This window comes from Mesorhizobium sp. M5C.F.Ca.IN.020.29.1.1, assembly GCF_003997375.1.
GTDB classification, from domain to species: Bacteria; Pseudomonadota; Alphaproteobacteria; order Rhizobiales; family Rhizobiaceae; genus Mesorhizobium; species Mesorhizobium wenxiniae.
In genome coordinates this window covers 14043-27611 of record NZ_RZSW01000020.1, presented here as the reverse complement: position 1 = coordinate 27611, position 13569 = coordinate 14043, and the positions used below count along the sequence as shown (strand labels likewise).

Sequence of the window (13569 nt, the reverse complement as noted above, 5' to 3'; positions counted from 1 at the left end):
GTAGCAGAGTACATTGGATTGTGGGACGAACGAGCCACTGCAAGATGGAAGCCGAAGTCGAGGTCGCCAAAACCTTCGTCATCCACGCTTCGGCTGAAGGCTTCGTGAGCAGCGGACAGGATTTGAAGATCGGCTTCGTCTCGCCGCACCGCAGCCGACGCGGCGGCATCGCATTCGATGCTGAGCCGAAACTCGAAAGCGTGGATCACATCCGCGACGTTTTCGATCTCGCGGAACTTCCGCGGCCCCACGGCGGCCACATCGAGGACGTAGCTTCCCGAGCCGCGCTTTGAACTGATGACTCCGTCATCCCGCAGACGGACTAGGGCCTCCCGCACAATCGGCCGGGAGACAGCGTACTGCGCGGCCAACTCCATCTCTGTTGGGATGCGGGTGCCCTGCGACCACTCTCCGGACTCCACCTGCCGCCGCAGTGTCTCATAGAGCTTCTCGGAGAGCTTGGTTTTGTGGGTGGAGGACATGAGAGCTAGCTTTACATATGTGTAAGATATTTGGCAATTAGTCAGATCAGGCTTGATGGCGCGATAAAAGTCTGACATCCTTCGTCGAAACCATCGCGAGCGGATGTGTGGCCCTTCCCGGCAAATCCGTGACAGGCGGCCAACGTCGAGAGGTCTGTTGGTTCAGCTTCGTAGGTCGGTCGGTTCCGAACGGCGCGAGGAACCCTTCGGCTTTACGCGCCCCGACCCTGTTGATCTATAAGGACAAGGTGTGACAGACGCGCCGATTCCCCTGTTTGAAGCCTGGTTCGGCGTGTCTGTTCCGCCGCATTGGGATTTGCATGCTTGGCTTATGTTCGCCATTTGGATTGTATTCATCCCTGCAGTGGTCGCGCTGACGCGTTTCGGCAAGCCACCGCCCTCGGTCAGTGGCATCCCTAAGGGCAGCCCGATGTTCAGCCGCAAGCTGTTGTGGTTCACTGTGCATCGCGTCGGGCTGTTCGTACTGATCGCGGCGAGCTTGGTCGGCGGTCTGATCGCCGTCGCAGCGGCTGGCGGCGTTGGCAACACCCTTCATGGAGTCTTCGGCATCGGAACGCTGATTCTCGGAGTGCTGCAGATCGTCAGCGCACGCTGGCGCGGAAGTCATGGCGGACGCGACCCCGTGCAGGGAACTTCGGATCCCGTGTTCACGCGAGGCGATCATTACGACATGAGCCCGAGGCGGCGCTGGTTCGAGGCTTACCACAAGACGGTCGGCTATTTTGCTATGGTGTCTGCAATCGGCGCCGTCGCCACTGGCCTTTCGCAATACTGGATCACCAGCATCGCGATCACGCTTGGCCTGGTCGTGGTGTTCTGGGTGGTGATCGCTGTCGTTCTGGAAGCGATCGGCTTCCGGCACGATACCTATTTATCCAACTTCGGCACGGGCGCACATCACCCGTTCAATAAGGCCCGGATTGACAGGTTATCGGGCGGCGGCGCGGACTGAAGGAGGAGGTCGCTCCCACCGCGTCCGTTCGCTTACTATTTGTTTGACAAACATTCTGAAAATGACAATGCTGTAAAATAGGAAGCGGCCTCATTCATGTGGATGAGCCCTAGCTTTATGGTCCGCTGAGGAAGTTATCATGACACAACGAGCGGCCCGGCGGTTCGCCAACTGGATCGGTGGCGCCTGGCGTGGCGCCAACGGCCCGGAGCTCGAGCGGCGCGATCCGGCCAGCGGCGCTGTCGTTTCTCTCTTCCGCGATTCGACGGCCGACGACGTCGACGCGGCGGTTTCTTCTGCTATGGCGGCTTTCAAGGCGGGATGGTCAGCGGCAAGCGGAGCCGAGCGTGCCGCAGTCCTCGCAAACGCTGCTGACAACATCCGCCTGGAAATTGAGGAACTTGCCTATTTCGAGATGGCGGAAAGCGGCAAGCCGGCAAGGCAGGCACGGCTAGAGATCGAGCGCTCGGCCATGCTTTGGGATTATGCCGCAACGCAGGCGCGTTCAGTGACGGGTGACAGCTTCGGACAGCTTGGCGGCAATTATTTTGCCGTCACCGTCCGCGAGCCGCTCGGCGTCGCGGCGATTATCACGCCATGGAACTTCCCGTTCCTCATCGTTAGCCAGAAATTGCCCTTCGCGCTGGCCGCCGGCTGCGCAGCCGTTGTCAAGCCAAGCGAGTTGACCAGCGCGACGGCGCTGCTCCTCGGGCCGATCCTGAAGGACGCTGGCTTACCGGACGGCGTGCTCAACATCATCACCGGCCTGGGACGCAGCTGCGGCGATGCGCTGCTGCACCATCCGTCTGTCGACATGATCTCCTTCACAGGCTCTACGACCGTCGGCAAGCACGCGATGCGCGTCGGCGCAGATGGTCTGAAGAAGGTGTCGCTCGAGCTCGGGGGCAAGAATGCCCACATCGTCATGGCTGACGCTGATCTCGACGCCGCGCTCGACGCCGCGCTGCACGGCGCCTTTCTCAACGCCGGGCAATCCTGCAACCAGGGCAGCCGGCTGCTGTTGCAATCCTCGATCGCCGAGGATTTCACCAGGAAGCTTGTCGACTACGCTTCTCGGATCAGTGTTGGCGACACTCGAGCCGAAGGTGTCCTTGTCGGACCGATCATCAACAAGCAGCAATATGACAAGATCGTCCGTTACATCGCGAACGGCCGCGAGGAAGGCGCGACGCTGGCACTCGGCGGCACGCATCGCGAGGAGGGCGAGGTCCGCTTCGTCGACCCGACGATCTTCACTGGCGTGCAGCGGCATATGCGCATCGCCCGTGAGGAGATCTTTGGCCCAGTGCTGTCGATTCTCAGCTTCGACACGATCGAGGAAGCAGTTTCGCTTGCGAATGATTCAGTCTACGGGCTGTCGGCGGGACTTTGGACTGCCAATGTGACCGCGGCGATGAACGCCACGCGCGCCATAAACGCGGGGACGATTTGGATCAACACCTACCTCGATGGGCCGCCCGAACTTCCCTTCGGTGGCGTCGGCGAAAGCGGGATTGGTCGCGAGGTCGGTCGGCTTGGCGTCGAAGAATTCATGGACATCAAGACAGTTCAGATCCGCAGCGGCGGCTATGCGTCGCGCTGGATCGGTAGCGCTGTCGTGTGACGGGCTGGACGTGGATGTGGGGTGCGGAAGTGAGTAGGGAATATGACTACATCGTGGTCGGCGGCGGCTCGGCAGGCTGCGTCGTCGCTTCGCGACTGAGCGAAGACCCGTCGGTCAGGGTGCTGCTGCTCGAGGCCGGCGCCAAGAACAATTCGCCGCTGGTGCGCTGGCCAGCAGGATACGCACGGCTGCAGGGAAGCAAGGTGCGCTGGGAGTGGTCGACGGTTCCCCAAAAGCAGCTCGATAATCGCGCGCTGCTGTTTCCGCAGGGAAAGCTGCTGGGGGGCGGCAGCGCGGTCAACTCCATGGTCTATATTCGTGGCAACCGCAAAGATTACGACTCCTGGCTAGAACAGGGAAACGAAGGCTGGGGTTATGAAGACCTGTTGCCCTACTTCCGCCGTTCGGAAGACAATGAGCGTTTTGCCGACGCGTTTCATGGCACTGACGGGCCGATGGGCGTCTCCGACCAGCGCTTCCCGATTGAGCTAACGCGGAAATTTGTGCGGGCCGCACAGGAGGCTGGATTTCCGTATAACGAAGACTTCAACGGCCGCAGCCAGCATGGCGTCGGTTACTATCAGGTCACGCAACGGGCGGTGCGGCGCTCGAGCACGGCCGCTGCCTTCATCTATCCCAACCGGTCGCGGCCCAATCTTACAGTCGTGACCAAGGCCCGCGTCACCAAAATAGGCATCAGGAACGGCCGCGCCGTGTCGGTGGACTACATCTTGCCTGGCTCGACCAGACCGGAGACCGTCACTGCAACACTTGAAGTCGTCGTCTCGGCCGGCGCGATTAACTCGCCGAAGCTGCTCATGCTCTCGGGGGTGGGCCCCGCTTCTCATTTAAAGCAGCTCGGAATCGCGCCGGTCGCCGATCTGCCGGTCGGCCAGAACCTTCAGGACCACATGGACGTTTACTGCTGCGTCAGCCTGAAGGAGCCGGTCTCTTACAACGGCCACGATCGGGCCCCCATGGCTCTGTGGTATGGCCTGCAATTCCTGATCTTCGGCAGCGGCCCAATCACCAGCAACGTCTGCGAAGGCGGTGCTTTCGTGAGCACAAACGGTGAGGCGGATTGGCCGGACATCCAGATGCATTTCCTGCCAGCCTATGTCATCGACCACGGGCGCGTTCGGGTGGCCGGGCACGGCATGACACTCAACACCGCCTACTTGCGGCCAGAAAGCCGGGGCCGGGTCACACTCGCCTCTGCCGATCCGATGGCGGAGCCTTTGATTGACCCCGACTACCTGTCGCATCCCAACGATTGGCGCCATAGCATTCAGGGCTTCAAGCTGGCGCGTGAAATCCTGAACCAGCCCAGCTTCCGCAAGCTCTACAAGGCCGAGCATCTGCCCGGGAAAGATGTGCGCACGGACGAGCAGATCGCCGCCTACATCCGGCAATGGGCGAAGACGGACTTCCACCCCGCCGGTACCTGCAAGATGGGCAACGACGAGACGGCTGTCGTTGACACGAACCTCAAGGTGCGTGGCGTGGAAGGACTGCGCGTGATCGACGCTTCGATCATGCCGACCCTGGTCAGTGGCAATACCAACGCACCGTCCATCATGATCGGTGAGCGTGGCGTCGATGCCATCTTGAAGCGGCGGGAGCCGAAGGCAGTCATCCCTGTCGCCGATAAGCAGCAGGACAAGCGGCTTTTCCCAAAGGTGGTTGGAGGGCGCAGGTGAGCGATTCCGCCAGGAAAACGGTGCGTCTGTTTCACACAGCCCCTGCCTTGGTGGCCGTCTTTGACGCCCTCGCCGCCGAACTCGCGCCCTGGGTTGTTCTCCGGCACACCGTTCGCGAGGATCTGCTCAAGTGCGCGATTGATCTCGGCCAGGCGACGCCCGAGGTGATCGAGGCGGCCGCGAGTGCGATCGCCGAGCAGACGCATGACGACATCGATGCCGTTGTCTGCACCTGTTCCACGATCGGAGCCGCAGCCGACCTGGCTAACGCGACTTCGAACCTTCCCGTCTTCCGCATAGACCGAGCCATGGCACGCGAAAGTCTGATGCTCGGCGAGCGCATCCTGGTGCTCGCCACCCTGCGCACCACGATCGAGCCGACGGTTTCCTTACTGAAATCCGAAGCGGGGGCGATGGGCCGCGCACCGACTATTGAAAGCATGGTGCTCGACGAGGCGCGTGCGCTGTTCCTGTCTGGTGACACGGACCGATACCTTCAGGCCGTCGCAGACGGTATTAACGCCGCCGCGCTCGACGCCGACGTCGTAGTGCTCGCGCAGGCGTCCATGGCCGCAGCGCTGCCGCTGGTGAAGGCCGTCAACGCACCGATCCTCACCAGTCCGCGTATCGGATTCGCCTGGGTGACAAGGGAATTGTCGGGGCTAGCCGCGTGACAGAGTCAAACGTGAATAGAAAGCGGATCATCGATCTACGCAGTGACACGGTCACGCGTCCGACGGCGGATATGATCGAAGCGATGTCGAGGGCCGAACTCGGCGACGATTTCTTTCGCGACGACCCCACTGTTCTCGCTTTAGAGGAGGAGGCGGCCGACCTGCTCGGCATGGAAGCCGCGATGCTGGTCATCAGCGGAACGATGGGCAACCTGGTCTGCGCGCTTTCCCTTTCGCCGCGCGGCAGTTCATTCATCGTCGAGGCGAACGCACACATTCAGATTAATGAAAGCGGCTGGCCAGCCGCAATCGCGGGGCTTACGGCAAAGCCGGTACATGGAGTGGCCGGAAAGATCGGTGTCGACGCCCTGAAGCAGGCCATCGCTGAGACACAGATGCGGCTGAGTGCGCCCCCAAGCCTGCTCTGTCTGGAAAACACCCACAACGCAGCCGGCGGACGGGTCACGGACCCATCCCATCTGGCCGAGCTGGCCGATGTTGCGCATGCAAGCGGCATCAAAGTTCATCTCGACGGCGCACGCATCTTCAACGCTGCGGTGGCGCTGGGCCGACCGGTTCGCGATTTCATGCGCAATGTGGATACGACGACGTTCTGCCTATCAAAGGGCCTGAGCTGCGCTCTCGGCGCAGTCGTTGCCGGCAGCGCAGACGCCGTTCAGGCTGCCCGGCGCTGGCGTCAGGTTATCGGCGGCGGCATGCGCCAGGCGGGCGTGATTGCCGCCGCCGGCCGCGTAGCCCTGAAGTCGATGGTTGAACGGCTGGCAGTCGATCACGAGAACGCGAGGTTGCTGGCGACACGGCTTCGCGATGCCGGCCTTGAGGTCGACGTCGAGGCCGTCGAGACCAACATGATGTTCCTAAAAGTCCCCAACGGCTTCGATCAGCATCTTTTCCAATCCGAACTCCGTGCGTCCGGCATCGTCATCACTCCCCCCAAGTCTGGCCGAATCCGGCTGGTCACACATCGGGAGGTGTCCACTTCGGACATTGTCTTTTGCTCGGGCATCATCGGCAGAGCTTTCGACCTCGCGCAGCGGCAGAAGGTTTGTGCCGACGCGGACACCACCGCGGCTGAGGTCGTCTACTAGGAGCAGACCAAGCTGCTGGGCGTCATCGCCGACGACTAATTTTTGCAAAAGCCTTGGCGAGAATGGCGTGCCAATGATGAACGAGAGCGGCGCGCGCCGGGAAATTGTCCGTCTGTCCAGATCGCTTTCCGATCGCGGATTTTCGGTCGGGGCGGCAGCGAACATTTCGTGCCTGGTCGAGGACGGCATCCTTACCACCCCGACCAATTCATGCCTGGGCTTGATCCCGATCGTATCTCCAAGGTGAGCCGCGACGGACGGCATCTCTCCGGCGACAAGCCTTCGAAGGAGATCTTTCTCCACCGGACCTTCTACGACAGTCGCACCGCGACGCGCGCGGTCGTGCACCTTCACTCGACCTACTGCACGGCGCTTCCTGCCTAGTCGATCTCGATCCAAACGACTGCATCCCGGCGCTGACATACTATGTCGTCATGAGGGTAGGGGCGGTACAACTGTTGTTCTACACACGACCTGGACATGCAGCCGCGGCAGAACTGATTGCGCAGCTGGAGGGCAGGTCTGCTGCGGTGCTCTTGGCCAATCACGGTCCGGTTGTAACCGGCACGAGCCTGGCATCGGCCGTGGCTGCCGCGGAGGAACTCGAAGAAACAGCGAAACTGCTGATGATCCTGCGTTCGGCACCCGTGCGGTTGCTGACAGAACAGGATGAAGCCGACTTGCGCAAACACTTTCCCCAGATGTAGCCGTGCACCAAGCAGGTCGCGCTAGCGACCGGGAGTGTCAGATTGTCGCTAAGAGGAGACAAATGACCTCACTCGTTCGGCAGCCTGCAGCAGACGTCGCTCGGAAAGGTCGCCGGAGCTGACCGCCTCGACCAAACCTTCGCTTATCTGTCGAAGATGTGACCGTCCGCTGAACAGCAGAAGCTCGGCGCCGGCATTCAACGACGCAACGGCGGTGTCGATCAGATTTTGTCCGCGCGCTGTGGCGGGGGCGTCGAGGTCATCGCTGATAACAAGGCCCGTGAAGCCGAATTTCTCGCGTAACATGGATATGACAGCGGGCGAGACGCAGGCCGCGTTGATGGGATCAATTGATCGAACCGCTGCGGGTCCCACCATAACTGCCCGCGTTCCCGCGGCAATCATCGCGGCGAACGTTTCCGCATAAACCTCGATCTGTCCTGTTTCGGTTTCGAGAACGACATCCGTCAGCGCGGGATCGAGCGGCAGGTGATTAAAGCCGGGAAAATGCTTTGTTGCGGTTGCGATACCGGCTTTCTGCACGCCTCTCACAAATGCTGCTCCGAGCCGCGCCACGACATCCGGATCACGGCCGAGGGTTCGGTTCAGCAGCCAAGGGTTGGTACCGTCGACGACGTCCACGATCGGCGCGAGGTACATCGTCACACCGAGTTCGCGTGCTGCGGCGGCATTCCCGAAGCAAGCCGCTTCCAGATCGGCGTCCGGCATGGCGATAGCGGCGGCCAGCGAAGGCAAATCCGGAACGAGCCCTTCCAGGCGGCGTATTCCTGCCAGTTCCTCGTCAACCGCAACAATCAAGCCATCCGTGCTCGCCTTGAGCCTTGCCAAATGAGCGCGGAAAAGATCAGGCGATTCGCTGTCGCGGCGCTCCTCGCTCATTCGCCGCTGCACATATTCCTGCCGTGACTCGCCAACGAGCAGGGAACAGCCGCCCGAGTCGAGAAAGGGTCGCATGTCGGCATCCAGGTCCCAGTTGTCGAAAGCCGGAAAGAGAACGGCGTTAGCCGCCCGCGCGATGTCCGATGTCATGATTGCTCCCGTCACGAATGGGCACAAACGGATGGCCCAGGCCTGAAAACGATTTTGATGCCACACTTCGTGCACAAGCAGGCGAGAAGCGCAACAAAATCGTGAATTAACAAGAGGCAATATTGATCAAATGTGGGCTAGGTGCGTCATTCTGCGTCGATAATCGGCACGATGCGCAATGGAACAATGGTCGAGCTCGGGTTCATGCTTCAGGCACCGCCGGGAAGTTGGTTCGATCCTCCAGATCCGAGCGACCCATGGCCAGCGAGAAACTCCTGATGATTCATTTCCCGATGCCAGCCCGTCTGGCATGCAGTCTGTTCTTTCTCAGCGGGGGCGTTGGCATCGGCGCGTGGGCCGCGTCTCTTCCGGTGCTCGCAGCTAAGAACAATCTGGATAAGGGGCTACTCGGTCTCGTGCTGCTCTGCTTCGCGTTGGGCGCTATCCTGCTGATGGTCAATGTCGGACATCTGACGAGGCGTTTTGAGTGCAGCACCATCAGTATTTGCGGGGCGCTGGTCTTCGCAGTGGCCCTCGTGGTTGTGCCGCACGTGGCGAGCGTTCCGTTGCTGGCCGCTGCCGTCTTCGTGGCCGGCGCCGGCTTCGGCACTCTCGACGTATCGATGAACACCGACGCCTCGGTGCTCGAAAACCGCGTCAATAGACATATAATGTCGTCGCTTCACGGCGCGTTCAGCCTAGGCAATTTGACCGGCGCCTTCCTTGTGGGTCAAATCCTTGCCAATGGCGGCGCTCTGACCGTTTGCATGAGCGCGGCGGGCCTGAGCGTCGCCTGCCTCGCAGCAGTTGCTCTGAGTGGTTCGAGGAGTGGAGTGAGTGCCGATCAGCGCGTCAAAAGCGTTGGGGCAAGGCGCGGCTCGCTCGACCCAGCTCTGCGACCTCATTTGTTCCTGCTTGGCGTGATCGCATTCCTCGCTCTTCTGGCTGAAGGCGGCATGATGGACTGGAGCGCAGTCTACATTGTGACGATTTTTGGCGCCGCCGAAAGCACCGGTGCCTATGGCTTTGCCATCTTTGCGACGACGATGGCGATCGGCCGGCTGACTGGCGATTGGATGACGTCGAAGACCGGGCCGACAACGCTGTTGCTGGTCTCAACCATGGTTTGCGCCGTCTCCGTCCTCGTCTTTATCGTGGCCTCCAATCTCGTAATCGTATTCTGTGCACTGGCAGCATCCGGCTTTGGCGTGGCCAACATTGTCCCCGCGGTTTTCGCCGCCGCAGGCAGGGCTGGTGGTGCGGCGGCAGGTCAAGCAATGTCGATCGTCACCACCATGGGCTATGCTGGTCTGCTGCTCGGTCCTGCCTTGCTCGGCTTCATCGCACAGGCCTCATCGCTCGCCGCAAGCTTTGGGCTGGTGTGCGTCGCTTTCCTCCTTATCGCTGTGGCCACTAGGATATTGAGGCGCACGACGCCCGTGGCGGCGAACTCGGGGTGTGGGCGGGCAGCCACCGGCGCCGCTTTCAAACGCCGATGAGGTCTTCCATCAGGGTCTTCAATCCGGCCGCGATCTCATAGCTGTTTTCCTGGTGCTGGCGGCGACAAAACAACTCGCAACTCCACCACCCCTGGAAGCCCGTCGCCTTTACCGCGTCGACCCACTCCTTGAGGTCCAAGACGCCCTTTCCGGTCGGCACATCACGTAGAACGCCTTCATCAGGTATGCCGCCATCGAACGGCAGCGAGTCGCAGATGTGAACGCCATATATGAGGTCCTTGTCCAACCGCGCGATACTCTCCGGAGTTTCACCAGCGGTGTAGCAGTGCCAGAAATCGATGACGAGTTTGATGTTCGACCGCCCTGCGCGCTCCAGCGTTCGGAGTTGTTTGTCGAGCGTGTTGAGCGGCGTCCAGGACAGAGCTTCATAATAGATCAGCAACCCGCGTTCGGCGGCAATGTCTGCAACTGACGCCAAACCGGCAGCCGTGATGTGGATCTGTTCCTGGAGCGGAAGGCCAATGACGCCTCTATAGAGATCCGGCACGGCAGCCGCGTTGGCGTAAGCTGCCAGGCTAATTGGCCCTGTGATTGCTTCGAGCCCCTTTGCACCTGCGGCTGTGGCCAACTCAATCAGATCGCTGGCGTCCTTCAGCAACGCTCGCCGGTCATCACCGTGACGCTCGACATCGAGAAGGAAACCGATGCCGGGAATAAAGGTGTCGCCGATCGCGGTACGCAATTCGGCTTCAGAGAATCCGGCATCCAGGAATTGCCGGATCTTAGCTCCCGATCCCTCCAGCCCGTCGAAGCCGAGCTTTCGTGTAATATCGAGATCCAGCGCCAGGGTTCCATGTTTCGCGGCAAGCGAATGGAAGATGATCTGATTCCGCTGTCGCATAGTCTTTCCTCCGTCCATCCTGCGTTTGAGGTCCGAACAATTCCGGACTTACCGGGCCACCTCGCGCCGATTTCCGACGAAAAAGGGGCCCGCGAGGAGGCAACCCCGCAACGAGCTACCGAGCGCTCTCACCCGTGATCGCCACCGTCCGGCGTTTGCGAGATGAGAGTAGCAAAGCCTCGGCTACCGTGAGCGCCATCACGCTGTCTTCGCCTCGCGCGAGCCAGGAGGAGCCCTGCGCCCGCGAGCTCACAAAATCGGCTGCCGTAAACGCGTAGGGGTCCCGCTCGCGCAAGGGAACCAACTCGTTCCGGCCGGCATGCCTGCGAACCAACGTTCCGCTGGAGCGCGCGTTCAAAGTCCCGTTGGCCAGCAGCGCGCCACGGTCTCCAGCAACCAACACCGTGCTTTCCAGATCGGCCGTCCGGAAGCTCTCGTGAACTTGCAAGATCCCTCCATTGTCGAGCCGGACCGTGTAGGCCAGCAGATTAGGCAAGTCCCCCGGAGGCGAAGACACCGCATTGACCTCGACCGGCTCAGCATTTGTCAGGAATCGAGCCAAGTCGATGTCGTCCACCGACGCTCCCAAAAAGATCTTGTCAGACTCATCTGGTGGCTCGCTTCTCCGAAATCCAAGACCATGGGGTCCGCCGCGGACGACGAGGACTGATAGGACCTGACCAACTTCGCCGTCCGCGATAAGCCGCCTCATCGTCTGGTGAACGCCGGAGGCGCGGAAAGGCTGGTTCACGGCGAGAAGAACACCGGCGTTGCGGCAGGCGTTCACCATGGCCGCCGCGGCCTTGCTGGTAGGGGCGATTGGGCCGTCGCAAAGCACATGTTTGCCCGCCCCCGCGGCGGCGGAGATATAGTGTGGTCTGCGCGCTAACCGGGCGCTTACATACGAAAACCCGACTGCGGGATCGCGCAACACACGCGCAAGGTCCGTGGAGCACTTGGGGATCTCGAGGTCCTCAGCGAAGTCCGCCGCGTCGCGCTTCCTTCTACTCACGACCCACAGCGGATGGTGTCCGATCGCGCGGATTGCATTGACCATATGTTCAGTTGCGATCGTCCCCGTCCCCATGACCGACCAGCCTGTCATTGCATCCGCTGACACAGGGCATCCCTCTCATCTGCTTCGGTCAATTATGCGAACGGAAGGCCAATCCGACAACTTCGCATCGGGTTGATGTCCTTCTCAACGTGGCGTAGTGATAGCGTCTGATCGCATCAAATGGGTGGGGAGTCGGAGAATGGGTTCGATCGGGGAAGATCCGGCTGCCTTGGCGGCCAATCTCCGTACTCTTTGCGACCGCCATGGTTCGGTCGCTGCCGTGTGCCGGAAAATCAACGTTAACAGGCAGCAGTTCAACAAGTACCTCTCGGGAACGCACGTTCCGTCCGCATCCAATCTGCGAATCATTGCTAACTATTTCGGCCTGAGCGTCCCGATCCTGTTTTCAGATCCGGATGAATTTCGGAACCTTGTTGACGGAAACTTCTTTCATGCGATGGCAACAGCGCGACGGCTGCCCGAATTCTCGCGCTTTGTATCGAACATCATCGTCGAGAACGAGACGCAGGATAACGAGATCGTTGGCGTCTACGACAGGTATCAATACTCCTCCATCTATAGAGGGTTCATTCTACGTTCGGCCTTCTGCATATACAGAAATAAGGAATTTCTACAGCACTATTACGTGGAGAGATTTCCAAGCCTGGATAAGCCTGACAAGACAGAGTACATCTTCAAGTACTATGGATTTTGTTTCCCCGTATCGGATCGCCTGTTCACAGCCGACTTCGAAGGCATCCAGTCCAACGAACTGACGTTTGGCGTGTACGCGCAGGTCAAGCGCAATACGAAGCGGTTCATGTTCGGGATCACGAGCGGCATCGCTGCCAATGTGTTCCGTGCCCCGTATTCGACCAAGGTCGCGCTACACTACCGTGGTCCGGGTCTCATCAAGCGCGAGCACCTTGCCGAACTCACCGTCATGGATCGCAATGATCCGATTATTCCGCGCGAGGCGCTCCAGTATCTGGGTGACGGATCTGACATGATCCAGATGTAGTGAACGCGCCGTGTCAGGGTTGATGCGCTACGGATGCAGTTCGACTGCCAGCCAGACTGAGTCGGTGTCCGCGTAGTAGCGATGCCATGGGTAGGTCCATTCGTTGCGACCAGTCACGCGGCAGAAAGGGTCATGCGAATATCCGATCGGCATGACCACATCCTCGTAAATCGTCGCCGCGTCATTCTGTCGGAATTTCTGCATCCTTCCGCATCCGTGGATCTGCGCATGGGTTTCCAAGAACGGATGCTTGTGATGGATGAAGCAATCGGTGTCTCCGGGCGCCCACCAAAGGTTCAGTTTCAAGGTGAATTCTTGCGGCGCCTCATCGCTGCGGCGCTCGTTGGTGAAGACGTAAGGGTCCGTCCACACCGTCCCTATTGTGTCTTGTGCCGAGATAAAGAGCGGCGTGTCGCGTGGAAAGCTTTTGATCCGGTTCCCCAGCCAGTCCCAGCCGCGGAACATGCATCCGCCAAGGTTCGTCGGGTTGACCACCTTGATCACCGCGATGCGCTCGGCCGACTTGATGCGACCGCCCTTCAGCCAGGTCGATTTCCATGCGGGGACGATGGCAGGGTGTTCGTCACCGGTGATCATCGGCGACGGGCTGATATTCACCACGACTGCATCTTCGATCTCACGGTCGGAGACATTTTCGACCAACTGTGCGGAAATGAATCCGTCCGCGAAAGTCAGATCCCTTGTTTGATTGCGCATCGTTCTCGCCCGTCAACGGCACTGATTGAGAAACATCAGAGAGACATATTGGGGTCGGATGCGGAAGTGCGCGCCTCTTCGAATTTTGACGCAA

The 13569-nt window shown here is 60.3% G+C and carries 12 protein-coding genes and 1 pseudogene; 8 read left to right on the top strand and 5 right to left on the bottom strand.

Going from position 1 to position 13569, the window contains the following annotated elements:
- On the bottom strand, window positions 1-482 hold a 482-nt coding region (locus EOA85_RS03365; protein ID WP_164759467.1), incomplete at its 3' end, for a GntR family transcriptional regulator.
- Window positions 483-732: 250 nt separating this feature from the next.
- Here EOA85_RS03365 and EOA85_RS03360 point away from each other — a divergent pair.
- The 6 genes and pseudogenes from EOA85_RS03360 to otnC all read left to right on the top strand — a co-directional run bounded on the left by EOA85_RS03360 (window position 733) and on the right by otnC (window position 7269).
- Complete coding sequence (locus tag EOA85_RS03360) at window positions 733-1455, top strand: cytochrome b561 domain-containing protein (RefSeq protein WP_127208369.1); 723 nt, start codon at window positions 733-735, stop codon at window positions 1453-1455.
- A gap of 139 nt (window positions 1456-1594) precedes the next feature.
- Window positions 1595-3079 (top strand): aldehyde dehydrogenase family protein, encoded by a 1485-nt coding sequence (locus tag EOA85_RS03355; protein WP_127208368.1) that lies wholly within the window; start codon window positions 1595-1597, stop codon window positions 3077-3079.
- Window positions 3080-3093: 14 nt separating this feature from the next.
- The gene (locus tag EOA85_RS03350) at window positions 3094-4779 is read left to right on the top strand and encodes a choline dehydrogenase (RefSeq protein WP_127208367.1); all 1686 of its coding nucleotides are present in this window, start codon (window positions 3094-3096) and stop codon (window positions 4777-4779) included.
- A complete protein-coding gene (locus EOA85_RS03345) occupies window positions 4776-5453 on the top strand; it encodes an aspartate/glutamate racemase family protein (RefSeq protein ID WP_127208366.1) in 678 nt (225 codons plus the stop codon). The genes EOA85_RS03350 and EOA85_RS03345 overlap by 4 nt, the downstream gene beginning before the upstream one ends.
- An 11-nt stretch (window positions 5454-5464) precedes the next feature.
- On the top strand, window positions 5465-6562 hold the full coding sequence (locus tag EOA85_RS03340) for a GntG family PLP-dependent aldolase (protein WP_127208365.1): 1098 nt from the start codon (window positions 5465-5467) through the stop codon (window positions 6560-6562).
- Window positions 6563-6638: 76 nt separating this feature from the next.
- A pseudogene (gene otnC / locus EOA85_RS40055) lies at window positions 6639-7269 on the top strand (3-oxo-tetronate 4-phosphate decarboxylase).
- A gap of 48 nt (window positions 7270-7317) precedes the next feature.
- Here the strand turns inward: otnC and EOA85_RS03330 are convergent.
- Window positions 7318-8319, bottom strand: a complete 1002-nt coding sequence (locus EOA85_RS03330; RefSeq protein WP_127208364.1) for a glycoside hydrolase family 3 N-terminal domain-containing protein — start codon at window positions 8317-8319, stop codon at window positions 7318-7320.
- A 257-nt stretch (window positions 8320-8576) separates the two neighbouring features.
- On the opposite strand from EOA85_RS03330, the gene EOA85_RS03325 reads away from it, so the two are divergent.
- Window positions 8577-9818 (top strand): MFS transporter, encoded by a 1242-nt coding sequence (locus EOA85_RS03325; protein ID WP_127208363.1) that lies wholly within the window; start codon window positions 8577-8579, stop codon window positions 9816-9818.
- Here the strand turns inward: EOA85_RS03325 and EOA85_RS03320 are convergent.
- Window positions 9805-10698, bottom strand: coding sequence for a sugar phosphate isomerase/epimerase family protein (locus tag EOA85_RS03320; RefSeq protein WP_245485587.1), 894 nt, complete (start codon window positions 10696-10698; stop codon window positions 9805-9807). The two genes, EOA85_RS03325 and EOA85_RS03320, sit on opposite strands and share 14 nt — an antisense overlap.
- Before the next feature lie 97 nt (window positions 10699-10795).
- Entirely contained in the window at window positions 10796-11785 is a 990-nt protein-coding gene (locus tag EOA85_RS03315) for a Gfo/Idh/MocA family oxidoreductase (protein WP_245485586.1), read from the bottom strand.
- A 151-nt stretch (window positions 11786-11936) separates the two neighbouring features.
- On the opposite strand from EOA85_RS03315, the gene EOA85_RS03310 reads away from it, so the two are divergent.
- Window positions 11937-12758: a helix-turn-helix transcriptional regulator gene (locus EOA85_RS03310; RefSeq protein WP_127208362.1), complete on the top strand. Its 822-nt coding sequence runs from the start codon at window positions 11937-11939 to the stop codon at window positions 12756-12758.
- A gap of 27 nt (window positions 12759-12785) precedes the next feature.
- Here the strand turns inward: EOA85_RS03310 and EOA85_RS03305 are convergent, their stop codons facing one another.
- A complete protein-coding gene (locus EOA85_RS03305; RefSeq protein ID WP_127208361.1) occupies window positions 12786-13475 on the bottom strand; it encodes a hypothetical protein in 690 nt (229 codons plus the stop codon).
- Window positions 13476-13569 lie beyond the last annotated feature (94 nt).

Coding starts and splice junctions, on each gene's coding strand:
- EOA85_RS03355 (WP_127208368.1), top strand. CDS start 1,595: ATGACACAACGAGCGGCCCGGCGGTTCGCCAACTGGATCGGTGGCGCC.
- EOA85_RS03350 (WP_127208367.1), top strand. CDS start 3,094: ATGTGGGGTGCGGAAGTGAGTAGGGAATATGACTACATCGTGGTCGGC.
- EOA85_RS03330 (WP_127208364.1), bottom strand. CDS start 8,319: ATGACATCGGACATCGCGCGGGCGGCTAACGCCGTTCTCTTTCCGGCT.
- EOA85_RS03325 (WP_127208363.1), top strand. CDS start 8,577: ATGGCCAGCGAGAAACTCCTGATGATTCATTTCCCGATGCCAGCCCGT.
- EOA85_RS03320 (WP_245485587.1), bottom strand. CDS start 10,698: ATGGACGGAGGAAAGACTATGCGACAGCGGAATCAGATCATCTTCCAT.
- EOA85_RS03315 (WP_245485586.1), bottom strand. CDS start 11,785: ATGACAGGCTGGTCGGTCATGGGGACGGGGACGATCGCAACTGAACAT.
- EOA85_RS03310 (WP_127208362.1), top strand. CDS start 11,937: ATGGGTTCGATCGGGGAAGATCCGGCTGCCTTGGCGGCCAATCTCCGT.
- EOA85_RS03305 (WP_127208361.1), bottom strand. CDS start 13,475: ATGCGCAATCAAACAAGGGATCTGACTTTCGCGGACGGATTCATTTCC.